The organism is Sphingomonas sp. Ant H11, from assembly GCF_000797515.1.
Taxonomy (GTDB): domain Bacteria; phylum Pseudomonadota; class Alphaproteobacteria; order Sphingomonadales; family Sphingomonadaceae; genus Sphingomonas.
Genome location: NZ_JSBN01000106.1, coordinates 1 through 15,018, shown reverse-complemented (window position 1 = coordinate 15,018; position 15,018 = coordinate 1). Strand labels below are relative to the sequence as shown.

The following is a 15,018-nucleotide window of genomic DNA, read 5'->3' as shown; positions in this document are numbered from 1 at the left end:
GAGCTGCGCGCGAGAGCGGCTGGTGCGCGCGGACGGCGGCGAGACCAGTGTTCGTATCCTCGGCAGCACCGGGGCGAGCGCCGCCGCCAGCCGTGATCCCTGGACTCCACCGCGCGACCAGACCCGCCTTGGCGACGGCGCACGCCGCATCACTCCCACCCGCACCGTTTCCGGCACCGCCTCAAGAAGGCCCGATTGACCATGCACCAGCCCAACCCCCAACCCGCCTTCGCGCGAATCCTGCAGCAACGCCCCGAGAATTGGGGCGACGATCTGATCGCGCGCGCGGAGGCTGCGCGGCGGCGCGCACTGATGCTGGCGGGTGTCGCCGCGCTGATCGCGGTGCTGGAGGCGGTCGCGCTCGCGGCACTCGCCCCGCTCAAGACCGTGGTGCCCTATACGATCCTGGTCGATCGCCAGAGCGGTTATGCCGAGACGATCAAGGGCCTCGCCCCCGGAGCGCTCACCCAGGACAGCGCCATCGCGCAAGCCGCGATCGTGCAATATGTCATCGCCCGCGAGACCTTCGACGCAAGCGATCTGCGCGCCAATTACGAAAAGACCGCCTTGTGGTCGGACGGCCCGACGCGCGCCGCCTATCGCCACCTGTTCCAGAAGGGCAATCCCGACAGCCCGCTCACCCGCTATCCCGCGACCACGATCGTCTCGACCACGGTGAAGAGCGTCACCATGCCACGAACGGGCAGCGCGACGGTGCGCTTCGACACGATCCGCCACGATCAAGGCGCGGCGGGCGGCGAACGGCGAAGCTGGACGGCGGTGATCGACTATCGCTTTTCGGGCGCGCCGATGCGGATGGAGGATCGCTTCGTCAATCCGCTTGGCTTTCAGGTGACGCATTATCGTCGCGATGCCGAGGACACCGCCCCCAGCCCGGTCCAGTTCGACAGCGCGCTTGGAGTGCCGACGCGATGACCCGCACCACCGTCCCCTGGCTGATCGCGCTGGCCGCGACCTGGACGGCGTGCGTCGCGGCGACGACCGCGCCCGACCGGCCCGCCTGGGTCGATCCGCACATCCGTAACATCGCTTATGATCCCGATCATCTGGTGACGCTGCACGGGCAGCTCGGCTTTCAGGTCATGATCGAGTTTGCCCCCGACGAGCATATCGAAAACGTCTCGATCGGCGATGCGCTTGCCTGGCAAGTGGTGCCGAACAAACGCGCCAACATCCTGTTCCTGAAGCCGCTTGACGCCAACATCCTGACCAACATGTCGGTGGTGACCGACCAGCGCCGCTATATCTTCGATCTCGACGCCAGCCGCGGCAAAACCGCGCATGGCGGCGCACGCACCTATGTCGTGCGCTTCGTCTATCCCGCCGCCCCGGTCGAACTCGCCGCCGCACCGACCGCGCCGCCGCCACCGGTGCGCAGCAACACGCGCTACAGCTATACCGACGCACGGTCGCTGTTGCCGACCCTGGTGTTCGACGATGGCCATTTCACCTATTTCAAATGGGCCGAACAGACCCCCACCCCGGCGATTTTCGCCGTGACCGGCAAGGGCGAGGAAAGCCTGGTCAATTATGGCGTGCGCCAAGGCTACACCATCGTCGAGCAGATCGCGCCGCGTTTCCTGCTGCGCAACGGCAGCGAGACGACCACGCTGATCAACGAAGGTTGGCGCGAGCCCGACCCTGGCCCCGACGCGCCGCCGCCGTTCGATGCCAAGACGGCGAAAGCCGCCAAATCCGCCGAGCGAGCCAAGCCATGACCGATCCGCTTTCCCCCAGCGCCGCTGGCCCACCCCGGCCCGCCGTCGCCTCCCCCAGGCCACAGCGGGGTGGCTGGTTGATTGGTGCCGGGGCGATCTCGCTCGGGCTGCTGTGTTTCACCTTGTTATACGCCGCGCGGGCACCGGTCAGCGATGGCATCGTCACGCGCGGCGGTCGCCCTGCCGATCTGGTCGCCCCACTCGCCCCGCCTGCGGAAATCGCGGCGGTCGAGGCGGCGGCACACGGCGTCGTGCCGATGCCAACCGCCACACCCACCCCCTTGCCTGTCGCCACGCCGTTGCCGCCCGTGACCGCTGGCACGCCCGGCTTTACCGGTCCGTCGGTGGCGGCACTGAACGAGGCGCAGCGGCTGAAAGCGCCCGCGCTGATCGTCGATCTGTCGGTCGCGCCGCCCGCCCCCGCTACCGAACCCGGCAAAGCGGGCGCAACCGATGCCGCCAAAGCCGCCGACGGCAAAAGCGGCGGTGCCTCGCGTCTGGATGGCGACGAACAATTTGCCGAGCGGGTCTCGTCCGCCGAACCCGAACGCGCACGCGCCTCGCAATTGCATAATCTGGCAACGGTGGTGCCGCAGGGTGCGATCATCCCCGCCGTGCTGGAAACCGCGCTCAATTCGGATTTGCCCGGTTTCGCGCGCGCGGTGGTCAGCCGCGACGTGCGCAGCTTTGACGGCAGTACGGTGCTGATCCCGCGCGGCAGTCGGCTGGTCGGGCAATATAAAAGCGCGGTCGCGCAGGGGCAGTCGCGCGCGTTCGTGATCTGGACGCGGGTAATCCGGCCCGACGGTGCCTCGATCCAGATCGGTTCGCCCGCCGCAGACACGCTGGGCCGCGCCGGGCTGGCGGGCAGCGTCAACCGCCATTTCTTCCAGCGCTTCACCAATTCGGTGCTGCTGTCGGTGGTCAATGCCGCCGTGGCAGCGGTGTCGCGCGGATCGAACACGCAAATCCTGATCGGGTCGAGCCAGGAGGCAACCGGGCTGGCCGCTGCCTTGCTGCCGACACAGATCATCCCGCCGACGATCAAGGTCGCACAGGGCACGCCGGTGCGCGTGTTCGTCGCGCGCGATCTCGATTTCACAGCGGTCGGCGGGGCAGCGGAATGAACGCACTGTCACCGCCCGGCACCTATCTCGACGCCTATCTGCGCCCGCTCGCGTCGTGGCTGGAGCGCGCCGATGTCACCGACATCTATATCAATGCGCCCGGCGAGATCTGGGTCGAGACGCTCGACGGCCAAAGCACGCGCCACCCCGCGCCCGATTTGACCGAGTCCAATCTGTGGCGGCTCGCGACCCAGATTGCGGCGATCACGCATCAGGGCATCAGCCGGGAGCATCCGCTGGTGTCGGCGACGCTACCGGGTGGCGCGCGCGTGCAAATCGTCGCCCCACCCGCGACGCGCGGCGCTCTGGTCATGGCGATCCGACGGCAAGTGGTACGGGCGCTGTCGCTGGCCGATTACGAGGCGAGCAATGCCTTCGCCGCCACCGCGATTGGCGATACTCAGCATGAAAGTGCCGAGGACGCAGCATTGGCGGCGCTGCTGGAGGCGCGCCAAATCGGCGACTTCCTCCGCCAGGCTGTGCGAGCGCGCAAAAATATCCTGATTTCGGGTGGCACCTCCACCGGCAAGACCACCTTCCTCAACGCCCTGCTGAAAGCGGTCCCCGAGCGCGAACGGCTGGTGCTGATCGAGGACACGCCCGAAGTGGAGATGACCCACCCCAACAGCATCGGCCTGATCGCGGTGCGCGGCGGCCAGGGCGAAGCGCAGGTCGAGGCGGAGGATTTGCTCAAGGCCTCGCTCCGCCTGCGCCCCGACCGCATCATCCTGGGCGAATTGCGCGGGAGCGAGGCATTCAGCTTCCTGCGCGCGGTCAATTCTGGCCATCCCGGTTCGATCACCACCGTCCACGCCGACAGCCCCGCCGCCGCGATCGACCAGATCGCATTGATGGTGATGCAGGCGGGCACCAGCCTCGGCTGCGGCGAGATCGTCCGCTATGTCGAAAGCGTGATCGACGTATCGGTGCAATTGGTGCGCGGCGAAGGCGGGCGGCGAGTCGGGCGGATCGTGTTGCGGCGGTAAGGTCCGCCGCACTCGGTTCGCGGTGCGAACCGCCGGTGGCTAGGTCGGTCGATAGCCCGCAGTGCGCGCCCGGCTGACCAGCAATTTGTCGATTCGCCGCCCGTCGAGGTCGACCACTTCGAACTTCCAGCCCTGTTCGATGAAGCTTTCGCCCTCGCCCGGCAAATGGCGGAACACCGCGAGTGCGAGGCCCGCGACGGTCGCATAATCGCGATCCTCGGGCAAATCGATGCCGAGCCGTTCGGCCAGCATGTCGACCGCCATTTGCCCGGCAACCAGCAGCGAGCCATCGTCGCGCGTCACCACCGAGGGCGCATCATCCGGGTCGGCGTCCGACGCGAATTCACCCGCGATTGCGGCGAGCAAATCGGCCGGGGTCACAATGCCTTCGAAATGGCCATATTCGTCGTGGATCAGCGCCATCGGCACTTCTGCCTGGCGCAGCGCGTCAAGCGCATCCATCGCGTCGATCTGGTCGAGCACGATCGGTGCCTGCCGCATCAGCGCCCGCAGATCGAGCGGCTCGCCCTTGAACAGCGCCACTGCAATGTCGCGCGCCTGCACCACGCCGATCACGGTATCGACCGAGCCCTCGGTCACCGGCAGCCGACTGTGCGAGGCATTGACCAGCGCGGCGCGCAGCCCGGCGTCATCCAGCGTCGCGTCGATCCATTCGATATCAGTGCGCGGCGTCATCACCTCGCGCACCGGCCGATCCGCCAGCCGCACCACGCCCGAGATGATCGAACGCTCATGCTCCTCGATCACGCCCGACTTGCTCGCCTCGGCGACGATCAGGTGCAGTTCTTCGGCGGTGACATGCTCCTCGCTCTCGCGCTTCAGCCCCATCAGGCGAAACAGCAGTCCCGATGACGAATCGAGCAGCCACACCACCGGTGCCGTGCCCCAGGCCAGCGCCAGCACCGGGCCCGCCATCGCCGCCGCCAGCGGCTCGGGCGCACGCAGCGCGATTTGCTTGGGCACCAGTTCGCCGATGACGAGTGAGGCATAGGTCGTGATGCCGATGACGATGGCAAAGCCGACGCTCTCGGTCGTTTCCGCGCTCAGCCCCAGAAAATGCAACCGCGCCGCAACCGGGCCGCCGAGACTCGCGCCCGAATAGGCACCCGCCAGGATCCCGATCAGCGTAATGCCAATCTGCGTGGTCGACAGGATCTTGCCCGGGTCCGCCGCCAGCGTCAGCGCGGTGCGCGCACCACGATAGCCAGTGCGCGCCATCGCCTCCAGCCGCGCCTTGCGCGCCGAGACGATCGCCAGTTCGGACATGGCGAAAACGCCGTTCAACACGATGAGCGCGAAGATGATCGCGACGTCGATCCAGGGAAAGGGGGGGAGCGGTGCCATGGCGCAGCCCCTCCTTTGCGCGAATCGCACCATTTCACAACCGCGCGAGCGCTATCGCCTTGCCGTTATTTGGCGAAGGCGGACAAAATCAGCGAAGGCCGCCGAAAAAATCCCGCAGCAGCGCGCTCGCCTCGCGGTCACCGATTCCCGGAAACACTTCAGGTCGATGGTGAATCGTCGGCTGGGAAAACAGGCGCGGCCCATATTCGACCGCTCCCCCTTTGGGATCGCTCGCGCCATAATAAAGGCGCGCGATTCGGGCATGGGCGATGGCACCTGCACACATCGCGCACGGCTCCAGCGTCACCCACAAATCGCAATCGCTCAATCGATCGGACCCGATCGCCGCAGCCGCCGCACGAATCGCCAGCATTTCGGCATGCGCGGTCGGATCATGCCGCGCGCGGGGTGCGTTGGCGGCGGTGGCGATGATGCGCCCGTCGAGCACCACCACCGCGCCAACCGGAACCTCTCCCGCCGCTGCGGCATCGGCAGCGGCCGCTAGCGCGGCACGCATCGGGAGAGGAAGCGGGAACATCGTGCCGCCATGCCCCACTTGCTGCCGAATCGGCAAATCGTGGCGGAACGTCGCCGGTTATTGGGTCGTAACGGCATTGCCGTCGGCGCTGACCGGCTTCTTCACCTTGAGCGTCGGTACCGAGATGGTCTTGGTAGTCGTGCCGACTGTGGGCACTTCGATCGTCTTGTTTTCGGTGCCGAGTTCGACGGTCGCCATATTGGCGCTGACCTCCGGAGCCTTGCCGCCGTTCACGCTGAGCGTCGGCAACGAACCCGCCTTGGTATCGATCTTGAGCATTCCGAGCGAGACAAGCGCAACGACGACAAGCGCGGCAAGGCCGACTAAAGCTAAAAGAAAGCGCATGGATCTTCTCCCGTGTTCGCAACATCGAATCGTTACCGTAACCAAACCGGCGTCAGCCTTATGGTTGCATCGCGACATCGAATCGCCTCGGACGGTTGACCGACCGTGCTGCATTCGGTATGCGCCCCGCCTTCACGAGCCTCTTCATGGGCTCACGGACATTCAGGAATTTACGATGTCGCGGATCTGCGAACTGACCGGCAAGGGCCGGATGGTGGGTAACAACGTTTCCCACGCGAACAACAAGACCAAGCGCACGTTCTTGCCGAACCTGCAGAACGTCACGCTGATCTCCGACGCGCTCGGCACCAGCGTCAAGCTGCGTGTCTCGGCGCACGGCCTGCGTTCGGTGGAGCATGTCGGCGGCCTCGACAACTGGCTGGTCAAGACGACCGACGACAAGCTGTCGCTGCGCGCCCGTCGCCTGAAGCGCGACGTCGCCAAGAAGCTGACCGCCGCACCGCAGGCTGCCGCGTAAAACCTCTCAGTTCCGGTTGCGCTTCGGCGCGACCGGATCGAGCCTGAACTTCAGCAACAGGCTGCGCTGTAGCGACAATTGGTTATCGTCCGAGACGAGCCAAATGATCGTTGCAGCGCCTTCGCGCGTCACCGCGACTCCCTCGAAATTGTCGTGGATCAGCGGGGCGGCCAGCGTCGCGATGTCGCGCCCACGCACCGTCGCCCCCGGTTTGACCTGCGCTGGATCGACCACGGTCAGCACATTGGAAAAGCGTGCCCCGGCAAAGCGACGGTTGAGGATCAGCCAGCGCCCGTCGGGCAGCACCGTCATGTCGCTGGGATCATAGCCGCGCGGCGGCAGATAAGTGAAGCGAAAGCCCCAACGCGGCCGCTGCACCGGGTCGCCGAGGAAAACGATCCCACCACGCCCGCTCGCTTTGGGCCAGGGCTTGGTTTCGGCAATCGTGACCATCCCTCCTGTCGGAAGCAGCGTCATCGCCTCTGGCCCCTCATTTTCGGGCCATTTCGACATAACCGGCGGAGCCCCATGCTCTTCCGCTCGACGGAACCCCGAATCGTAACGCCAGAACTCGTTGTAACTCTCGAAACCGACCCAGACCGCGCCCGTCTTACGGTCGATGCTCATCGATTCGCTGTCGCGGTCGCGCTTGAACCACCCCGTTCCGGGACCTGCGGGCAGTTCCGCAAAACTGGGGTCGCGGACCTTCCAATCCGAGCCCATTGTGAAGCGCACGATGTCACTGCTGTCGCTGAGCAAGGTGAAGCGGTCGCCCTTGACACTGAGCGAGGAGAAGCCGCCGAATTGCGGATCTGGGCTGCGCAACTGCACACCGCCCAGCCACACCAGATCCCCCACGCGGGTGATATCGGGTCGGGCCGGATCAAGCATCACCGGCACGGCGCGAAAATGCGGATCGGTGCCGAGCCGCACGCGACGCCCTGGCACCGTCGAATCCGGCACGAACAGCAAGGCAAACAAAACCGACCATAAAATGCGCATCCCCCGCCCCTGCGGGAGCCAGCAGCGACACGCAACCGCGATTCGTCGGGCGCTGCGCCGATGAACGACGGCTAACAGAGCCATTCAGGCTTACCTCAGCCCGACTCGGCCATAACCGCATCATCGGAAACACCAACCGGGAGACGCACCATGTTGAAGAAACTCACGCTCGCAGCCACGGCGATGGTCCTGACCGCTTCCGGTCTGGCCGCCACGCCTGCCGCCGCCCAGCGCTACGATGGCGGCCAAGGCTATGCTTACGATCAGGCCTATCGCGACGGCTACAATCGCGATGACGGATATCGCGGTTACCGCGACGATCGGCGCGGCTATCGCGACGACGGCTATTATCAGGACCGCCGCTACTACAGCCGCGCCCGCAACCGCTGCAATAACGACCGCGGCACCATTATCGGCGCGATTGCGGGCGGTTTGCTCGGCAATGTGATCGCAGGCGGCGGCGACCGCACGCTGGGCACCGTCCTGGGTGCAGGCGGTGGTGCCCTGGCCGGTCGTGCGATCCAGAAGGACGGTCAGCCGGGCTATTGCCGCTAACGCGACCGCGACTCCTTTCAGAGTTACCCCCGCGTTGCGTAACAGGGGGCGGAGGCCGGCTTCCCTAGAGGCCGGCCTCCTTTATGTCCGGGCGCGATGCGCCCGGCGATCAATACATATGTTGCCCGCCATTGATGCTGAGCGTGGAGCCGGTGACGAACCCGCCCTCGTCCGAACACAGGAAGGCAACGCCGCGCGCGATCTCGCTCGCCTGACCCAACCGACCGACCGGAATCTTGGCAACAATCTTCTCCAGCACATCCGCCGGGACCGCCGCGACCATGTCGGTATCGATATAGCCGGGCGCGATCGCGTTGACCGTTACGCCGGCCCGCGCGCCCTCTTGCGCCAGCGCCTTGGTGAAACCGTGAATGCCCGATTTGGCGGCGGCATAGTTGACCTGGCCATATTGGCCGGCCTGGCCGTTGATCGACCCGATATTGACGATCCGCCCCCATTTGCGGTCGCGCATCCCGGGAAACACCGCCTTGGCCATGTTGAAGCAACCGCCCAGATTGGTGTCGATCACCTCTTTCCATGCCTGGTAGCTGAGCTTCATGATCGTGCCGTCGCGCGTGATGCCGGCATTGTTGACCAGCACATCGACCGGCCCCAGCGCCTCGACCACTTTCGCAGTGCCTTCCTGGCAGGCGTCGTAATCGGCGACGTCCCATTTGAACGCGGCAATCCCCGTGCGCTCGGTAAATTCGCGCGCGCGCTCGTCATTACCGGCATAGGTCGCTGCGACCGTCATGCCATGATCCTTCAGAGCGAGGCTGATTGCCTCCCCAATCCCGCGAGTGCCGCCGGTTACGATCGCGACGCGTGCCATCAAACTCTCCTCCCAGGATCTATCGCCCAACCCACGCTAGGCGGATGGCGTCCACCCTTCAAGTTGACGCGCAAGTAAAACCCGCAGCATTCCGATGCCGATCTCTCCGGCATTGAGGCAGGGGATATAGGCGAAATGGGTGCCGCCATTTTCCTCGAAGCTCTCGCGTCCCCGAATCGCCAGTTCCTCCAGCGTTTCAAGGCAGTCGGCCGAAAAGCCGGGGGCGAAGATCGCGACCTTGGTAATGCCCTTGGCCGGCAGCGCATCGAGCGTCGCGTCGGTCGCCGGTTCGAGCCACTTGGCGCGCCCGAAGCGCGATTGGAAGGTGACCGTCATCGGCCGTCCCAGCCGCTCGCCGAGCAACCGCGCGGTCTTCTGGCAATGGCAGTGATAGGGATCGCCCAGTTCGAGCGTGCGCTGCGGCATGCCGTGGAAGCTGGCGACGATCGCCTGCGGCTCGAAATCGAGCGCGGCCAGCCCCGCCGTCAGCGATTGCGCCAGCGCCTCGATATAAGCGGGGTCGTCATAATAAGGCGGCAAGGTGCGCAAGGCCGGTTGCCAGCGCATCTTGGCCAAAGCGGCAAAGGCCTTGTCATTGGCGGTCGCAGTCGTCGCCCCGCAATATTGCGGATAGAGCGGCGCGACCAGGATCCGTTCGCAGCCAGCACCTTCATCGCCTGCAGGCGATCCGGGATGGAGGGAGTGCCATAGCGCATCGCCCAATCGACCAGCACGTCCGCGCCGAACGCCCCTTGCAGCGCCGCACTCTGCGCCTTGGTGATCGCGGCCAAAGGCGAGCCATCGGTGCTCCACACCTGGGCATAAGCCTCGGCTGATTTTTGCGGACGGGTATTGAGGATGATGCCGCGCAGGATCGGCTGCCAGATCAGCGGCGGAATCTCCACGACGCGCCGATCCGAGAGAAATTCGGCGAGATAGCGTTTGACCGACTTGGTATCAGGCCCGTCCGGCGTGCCGAGATTGGTGAGCAGAACGCCGATCTTCGGCTTGGGCACGACCGGATGTCCGGCGGGGAGAATCGGTGGCATCAAACGGTTCCCGGAGTGAGCGGCAGGCGGCGCAAGCGATAGCCCGTAGCGGCTTGCAGGGCATTGGCAATTGCGGGCGCAACCGGGGGCACGGCGAGTTCGCTCACCCCGCCCGGCTCCGCCTCGCTCGAAATCAGCTCGACCGTAATGTCGGGCGTGTCGGCCAAGCGTGGCAGGCCGAGATCGCCAAAGCCGCGCGCTTCGGCCAGATTGGCCTTGAACCCGGTCGCACTGCCGGTCGCCGCCGCCATGCCGAATAGCAGCCCGCCTTCGATTTGCTGGCGGACGATGTCGGGGTTGATCTGCCGCCCGCAATCGACCGCCGCGACGATGCGATCGACGCTGACCGCCTGGCCCTCGCCGACATGCGCCTCGACCAGCACCGCGATATGGCTGCCGCGAAAGCTGTGACAAGCAATGCCCTGCCCGCTTCCCGCAATGCCGCCTTCCCAACCGCCAAGCGACGCGGCGGTCGACAAGCACCGCGCCAGCCGCGCATCCCCGCCCAGCATGCCGATGCGGAAGGACAGCGGCTCGGTCCCCGCAACATGCGCCAGTTCATCCAGAAAACACTCGGTAAAAAAAACGTCGTGTAGCTATGCGCGCCGGAGCGCCAATGTCCGGTTGGCACACCGATATCGGCCGGGTGATGGTCGATCGCATAGGCCGGAATACGGTAAAACGGTGTGGCCCCGGCCACCGCATAGCCATCGCCGAACGGCGCAACCGCTTGCGCTGCGCGGAACCCCGCATCGTGCGCCAGTAAGCGCGCCGCCAGTTCCTGCCCGGTGGCAGGAGCGGCGATCTTGGCGAGCCAACCGAGAATCTGCCCATTGCCGCCGAGCCGCGCCGCCATCCGTGCCATTGCGGGGGGGCGATAGCGATCGTGCAGCAAATCCTCCGACCGGCTCCACACCAGTTGCACCGGGCGTTTGAGGCTGTGCGCCAGCACCGCCGCCTGCGCCGCGCACTGCGTTTCCAGATTCGCGCCGAACGATCCGCCGATCAGCATCGGATGCACCAGCACCGCATCCTCGCCAACGCCAATTGCCGCCGCCGCTGCGCTGCGCGCCAACCCCGGTGCCTGGGTCGGCAACCACAGTTCCAGCCGCCCGTCCCGATACTGCGCGGTCGCCGTCATCGTCTCGATCGCGGCGTGCGCGGCAAGGCCGACATGATAATCGGCGGTCACCACGCGCGCGCCCTTGAACACCGCCGACAGATCACCCTGCCGCGCGATGCGTGCGCCGGGCCCGTCGAGCGCGGCCTTCAGCGCCGCGTTGATGCTGGCGCTACTGACCGCGGGGCTCTTCGTCTCGAACCGGGGGGCAAGCGCATCGAGCGCCTTGTTCGCCGCCCACCAGTTATTGGCGATCGCCGCGACCCAGCGATCGTTGGTGACGACCTGCAGGACGCCGCGAACGCGCTCTGCCGCCGTGCGATCGACCCGCATCAACGTGCTGTCGCCCACCGGACCCTGGCGGATGCTGGCATAGACCATGTCGGGCAAGCGCACGTCGCCTGCGAAATTGGCCGAACCGTCGATCTTGGACGGGCCATCGAGCCGGGGCAGCGACTGGCCCGACAGGCGGTCGCCACCATCCCCGCGCAGCGGCAACGGATCGGGCAGCGTGCCGCCCACCGCTTCGGTCGCCAGCTCGGCGAAGCGCAGCCGGTTGTTGCCGTGGACGACGAAACCTTCGGCGGTGGTGCACGCCTGCCACTCGACCTTCCAGCGCCTGGCCGCAGCCTTACACAACAGCACGCGTGCCGCCGCCCCCGCCGCGCGCAAGGGGTCCTCAAACGCGCGGACCGACGTCGACCCGGCAGTCAGCATCAGCCCCATCCGCCCGGCATGGGCCTCGCGCCACGTCTTGATCAGCCCGTCGCCCGGCTGCTCGAACAGTTCGCGCGCGCCAAGCGCATTGGCGTAGAGCGGGTTGAATGGGGCCGCCTCGACCGCGACGGTCCGCCAGTCCGCGCCGAGTTCATCGGCGATGATTTGCGGCAGCGTGGTGTAGACGCCCTGGCCATGCTCGGCCTGCGGCACGGCGACGGTAACATGGCCGTCGTCGCCGATCTTGAGCCACGCGCCGAACACGCTCTCGCCCTTGTCGGCGGTGAGATTGCCGGAATAGCGCCGTGGCCACAGCCCCCAGGCGACCACCAGCCCGATCCCCGCGCCACCACCGATCAGCAGCGTGCGACGATCGATCTTCGGGGGTGCGGGGGAAGCCATTGCCTTGCTCTATCGCGCCAAGCGCCGCACCGCCAGTTCGGTGTGGCTAGGCCGTCACAGCCTCCGCCGCCGCCAGTGCGCGATATTTGGTGCGGATCGATACCTTGTCGATCTTCTCGGTGCCCAGGCGCGGCAAGGCGCTGTCGACGATCCAGATGCGCTGCGGCACCTTGAACGCGGCAACATGCGCGAACAGGAATTCGCACAGCGCCTCGGTCGTCAGCGTCTCGCCCTCGCGTGGCAGCACCACCGCGCCCGGCACTTCGCCAAAGCGCTCGTCGGGAAGGCCGAACACCGCCGCCTCGGCCACCGCCGGATGTTCGTAAATCGCGGCCTCGACTTCCTGACACGAGATATTCTCGCCACCGCGGATGATAATGTCCTTCTTGCGATCGACGATGAACAGATAGCCGTCCTCGTCGAGATAGCCGATATCGCCGGTCAGAAAGTAACGATCGGCGGTGAAGGCGGCGGCGGTGGCGTCGGGCCGCCCGTAATATTCGGTGAAGTTGCAGATCGAGCGAATGCCGACCTCGCCGCGCTCGCCCTGCGCGACCGGCTTGCCCGCGCCATCAAGGATCGCGAGATCGACCAACGGTGCCGAAGCGCGCCCGGTTGAATTGGGCTTGGCAAGGTAATTGTCCCGGAAATTCCCGCAGCCACGCCGTTGGTTTCGGTCAAGCCGTAGCCGAGCAGCGGCTTGGGGCCGCCCATTTCGTCGGCGATGCGCCGGACATGCTCGACCGGACGCGGTGCCCCGCCTGCGGCGAAATCGGTAACCGACGACAGATCATAGTCGCCACGCTTCGGGTGAGTCAGGATTTCGAAGCTCATCAGCGGCACGCCGACGAAATAACTGACCTTCTCGGCCTGAATCAGCCGCATCGCCTCTTCGGCATCCCATTTCGGCATCAACACGAGTTTGCGCCCCATGGCAAAGCTTTGCAGGAACACCGGCACTTCGGCGGTGACGTGGAAGAGCGGCACGTTGAGCAAGGTTGCGGGCTGGCCGACCGGCGGATTGCCATCGGCAGTCGTAATGCCGAGCATGACCAGCGCTTGCGCGAGATAGTTGAACACGCCCTGCGTCACCGCACGGTGATTGCTGATCGCGCCCTTCGATTGGCCGGTCGAGCCCGAGGTAAACAGGATCGTGGCGGGGTCTTCGGGCGCGATAGTCGGCAGGGCGACGTCGGTCGGCCCGGCCAGCGCCGCAAGCGCGCTGCCAAGCGGCTGCACATCATCGATCGTCACCACCGCGACATCGAGCCCGTCAATCTCGGCCAGCCGCTTCGCGCGCGGGGGATCGGCAAAGACCAGGCGGCACTCGACCTCGGCCACCGCGGTCGCCAGTTCCTCGGACTGCCACCAGCCGTTCAGCAGCGTCGCGACACCGCCCGCCATCACGATGCCCATGTACAGCGCGATCCACGACGGCGAATTGCGCATCGCGATGCCGATTCGGTCGCCGGGAGTAACTTGGTGTTGCGCAATCAGGCCCTTTGCGACGCCCTGCGCGACCGCATAAACCTCCGCAAAGGTCAGCCGCTCGGGCCCCGCCACCAGGAAAGGCAGGTCGGCGTGAGTCGCGCAATAATGCGCGAAATAGGGCGGCAAGGTCTGCGGTACGCCAGTGATAAACGGCAGATCGACGCCACCTGCCGCTACGGATCCCAGCCCGAACGGTGCCCCGGGCCCGGTCAGCCCCGCCAGGGCGGCATCCATTCGCAGGTCCAGTTTGCTCGGCATCTCGCTCTCCACTTGGTCTTATCGCCTTCCGCCATTATGGAGGCGCAAATCCTCGGGGAAAAGCCTTGATCCTGACTGCCGCCCTGCCCGTGCTCGCCAATGCCGCCTCGGCCGCGCAGGGCCACCTCCATTTCGCCGATCTCCACCTCAATCCGGTGGCGATCGACCTGCGTTTCTTCCAGATCAAATGGTATTCGATCGCCTATATCACCGGCATTCTGGTCGGCTGGTGGTATTTGCTGAAGCTGCTGCGCCAGCCGGGCGCGCCGATGGCACGCCGCCATGCCGACGATCTGGTGTTCTACGCCACGCTCGGCATCATCCTTGGCGGGCGGCTGGGCTATGCGCTGTTCTACGCGCCGCAATTGCTGACCAAATGGGGCCTGTTCAAGCTGTGGGATGGTGGCATGTCCTTCCACGGCGGGATGATCGGCACCTCGATCGGCATCATCCTGTTTGCGCGCTCGCAAAAGCTCGATTGGCTCCGCGTCCACGATTATCTCGCCTGCGCGGTGCCGTTCGGTCTGTTCTTTGGGCGGATCGCCAATTTCGTGAACGGCGAATTGTGGGGCAAGCCGTCCGACGTGCCGTGGGCAATCGTGTTCAACGACACCGTACAAAGCGGCATGATCGAACCCGCGCGCCACCCGAGCCAATTGTACGAAGCCGGGCTGGAGGGCGTCGCCTTGTTCGCGGTGCTGTGGTTCGCCTTCTGGAAGACCAAGGCGCGCTATGAGCCGGGCAAATTGGTCGGGCTGTTCCTGCTTGGCTATGGTCTCGCACGCTTCACCGTCGAGTTCTTCCGCGAGCCCGATGCGCAATTCAACGATTGGTGGGGCGGCTTCTTCGCGCACACAATCCATATGGGACAGGTGCTGACGCTGCCGATGATTATCGGTGGGCTTTATCTGATCGTCACCGCTAAGGGCCGCCGCCACCGCGTCGTACCGATCGCGGGCGACGCGAGCGTGGCATGAAAAAATCCCCCTCCCGCTTGCGGGAGGGTTGAGGGCC

At 65.9% G+C, this 15,018-nt stretch carries 14 protein-coding genes and 3 pseudogenes; 8 read left to right on the top strand and 9 right to left on the bottom strand.

The window, feature by feature from the left end; genetic code table 11:
• The 5 genes from NW75_RS25370 to virB11 all read left to right on the top strand — a co-directional run.
• Window positions 1-199, top strand: a 199-nt coding sequence (locus NW75_RS25370; protein WP_197057873.1) for a hypothetical protein, incomplete at its 5' end; no start/stop codon positions are given.
• A 2-nt stretch (window positions 200-201) separates the two neighbouring features.
• Window positions 202-936, top strand: coding sequence for a virB8 family protein (locus tag NW75_RS17690; protein ID WP_033966520.1), 735 nt, complete (start codon window positions 202-204; stop codon window positions 934-936).
• Window positions 933-1,739, top strand: coding sequence for a TrbG/VirB9 family P-type conjugative transfer protein (locus tag NW75_RS17685; RefSeq protein ID WP_052192485.1), 807 nt, complete (start codon window positions 933-935; stop codon window positions 1,737-1,739). The genes NW75_RS17690 and NW75_RS17685 overlap by 4 nt, the downstream gene beginning before the upstream one ends.
• On the top strand, window positions 1,736-2,866 hold the full coding sequence (locus NW75_RS17680; protein WP_081988819.1) for a TrbI/VirB10 family protein: 1,131 nt from the start codon (window positions 1,736-1,738) through the stop codon (window positions 2,864-2,866). Before NW75_RS17685 ends, NW75_RS17680 begins: the two co-directional genes overlap by 4 nt.
• Entirely contained in the window at window positions 2,863-3,852 is a 990-nt protein-coding gene (gene virB11, locus NW75_RS17675) for a P-type DNA transfer ATPase VirB11 (protein ID WP_033966519.1), read from the top strand. The genes NW75_RS17680 and virB11 overlap by 4 nt, the downstream gene beginning before the upstream one ends.
• A gap of 39 nt (window positions 3,853-3,891) precedes the next feature.
• On the opposite strand, the gene NW75_RS17670 is transcribed toward virB11, so the two are convergent.
• From NW75_RS17670 to NW75_RS17660, 3 genes are all read right to left on the bottom strand, one after another.
• The gene (locus tag NW75_RS17670) at window positions 3,892-5,217 is read right to left on the bottom strand and encodes a hemolysin family protein (protein ID WP_033966518.1); all 1,326 of its coding nucleotides are present in this window, start codon (window positions 5,215-5,217) and stop codon (window positions 3,892-3,894) included.
• Between the two features lie 88 nt (window positions 5,218-5,305).
• Complete coding sequence (locus NW75_RS17665) at window positions 5,306-5,734, bottom strand: nucleoside deaminase (RefSeq protein WP_033966521.1); 429 nt, start codon at window positions 5,732-5,734, stop codon at window positions 5,306-5,308.
• A 78-nt stretch (window positions 5,735-5,812) separates the two neighbouring features.
• Window positions 5,813-6,100: a hypothetical protein gene (locus NW75_RS17660; protein WP_033966516.1), complete on the bottom strand. Its 288-nt coding sequence runs from the start codon at window positions 6,098-6,100 to the stop codon at window positions 5,813-5,815.
• Between the two features lie 175 nt (window positions 6,101-6,275).
• Here NW75_RS17660 and rpmB point away from each other — a divergent pair, with 175 nt between their 5' ends.
• Window positions 6,276-6,578, top strand: a complete 303-nt coding sequence (gene rpmB / locus NW75_RS17655) for a 50S ribosomal protein L28 (RefSeq protein ID WP_010406662.1) — start codon at window positions 6,276-6,278, stop codon at window positions 6,576-6,578.
• Window positions 6,579-6,584: 6 nt separating this feature from the next.
• Here rpmB and NW75_RS17650 read toward each other — a convergent pair whose 3' ends face one another.
• Together NW75_RS17650 and NW75_RS28400 are read right to left on the bottom strand one after the other, a co-directional pair.
• Complete coding sequence (locus NW75_RS17650) at window positions 6,585-7,580, bottom strand: esterase-like activity of phytase family protein (protein WP_033966515.1); 996 nt, start codon at window positions 7,578-7,580, stop codon at window positions 6,585-6,587.
• Window positions 7,581-7,700: 120 nt separating this feature from the next.
• Window positions 7,701-8,024 (bottom strand): hypothetical protein, encoded by a 324-nt coding sequence (locus NW75_RS28400; RefSeq protein ID WP_405053006.1) that lies wholly within the window; start codon window positions 8,022-8,024, stop codon window positions 7,701-7,703.
• Between NW75_RS28400 and NW75_RS28395 the strand changes: the two genes are divergently transcribed.
• The gene (locus NW75_RS28395; protein ID WP_405053005.1) at window positions 7,989-8,135 is read left to right on the top strand and encodes a glycine zipper 2TM domain-containing protein; all 147 of its coding nucleotides are present in this window, start codon (window positions 7,989-7,991) and stop codon (window positions 8,133-8,135) included. The genes NW75_RS28400 and NW75_RS28395 overlap by 36 nt on opposite strands.
• 109 nt (window positions 8,136-8,244) lie before the next feature.
• Here NW75_RS28395 and phbB read toward each other — a convergent pair whose 3' ends face one another.
• From phbB to NW75_RS17625, 4 genes and pseudogenes are all read right to left on the bottom strand, one after another.
• Window positions 8,245-8,967: an acetoacetyl-CoA reductase gene (gene phbB / locus NW75_RS17640; protein ID WP_033966513.1), complete on the bottom strand. Its 723-nt coding sequence runs from the start codon at window positions 8,965-8,967 to the stop codon at window positions 8,245-8,247.
• Between the two features lie 36 nt (window positions 8,968-9,003).
• Window positions 9,004-10,016 (bottom strand): annotated as a pseudogene (hemH, locus tag NW75_RS17635) (ferrochelatase).
• Window positions 10,016-12,255: pseudogene (locus NW75_RS17630) on the bottom strand (molybdopterin cofactor-binding domain-containing protein). The pseudogenes hemH and NW75_RS17630 overlap by 1 nt, the downstream one beginning before the upstream one ends.
• A gap of 46 nt (window positions 12,256-12,301) precedes the next feature.
• Window positions 12,302-14,004 (bottom strand): annotated as a pseudogene (locus tag NW75_RS17625) (class I adenylate-forming enzyme family protein).
• A gap of 65 nt (window positions 14,005-14,069) precedes the next feature.
• Between NW75_RS17625 and lgt the strand changes: the two are divergent.
• Entirely contained in the window at window positions 14,070-14,981 is a 912-nt protein-coding gene (gene lgt / locus NW75_RS17620) for a prolipoprotein diacylglyceryl transferase (RefSeq protein ID WP_033966512.1), read from the top strand.
• The last annotated feature ends 37 nt before the right edge of the window (window positions 14,982-15,018 follow it).

Coding starts and splice junctions, on each gene's coding strand:
- NW75_RS17650 (WP_033966515.1), bottom strand. CDS start 7,580: ATGCGCATTTTATGGTCGGTTTTGTTTGCCTTGCTGTTCGTGCCGGAT.
- phbB (WP_033966513.1), bottom strand. CDS start 8,967: ATGGCACGCGTCGCGATCGTAACCGGCGGCACTCGCGGGATTGGGGAG.
- NW75_RS17680 (WP_081988819.1), top strand. CDS start 1,736: ATGACCGATCCGCTTTCCCCCAGCGCCGCTGGCCCACCCCGGCCCGCC.
- NW75_RS17660 (WP_033966516.1), bottom strand. CDS start 6,100: ATGCGCTTTCTTTTAGCTTTAGTCGGCCTTGCCGCGCTTGTCGTCGTT.
- NW75_RS17670 (WP_033966518.1), bottom strand. CDS start 5,217: ATGGCACCGCTCCCCCCCTTTCCCTGGATCGACGTCGCGATCATCTTC.
- NW75_RS17665 (WP_033966521.1), bottom strand. CDS start 5,734: ATGCGTGCCGCGCTAGCGGCCGCTGCCGATGCCGCAGCGGCGGGAGAG.
- virB11 (WP_033966519.1), top strand. CDS start 2,863: ATGAACGCACTGTCACCGCCCGGCACCTATCTCGACGCCTATCTGCGC.
- NW75_RS17690 (WP_033966520.1), top strand. CDS start 202: ATGCACCAGCCCAACCCCCAACCCGCCTTCGCGCGAATCCTGCAGCAA.
- rpmB (WP_010406662.1), top strand. CDS start 6,276: ATGTCGCGGATCTGCGAACTGACCGGCAAGGGCCGGATGGTGGGTAAC.
- NW75_RS17685 (WP_052192485.1), top strand. CDS start 933: ATGACCCGCACCACCGTCCCCTGGCTGATCGCGCTGGCCGCGACCTGG.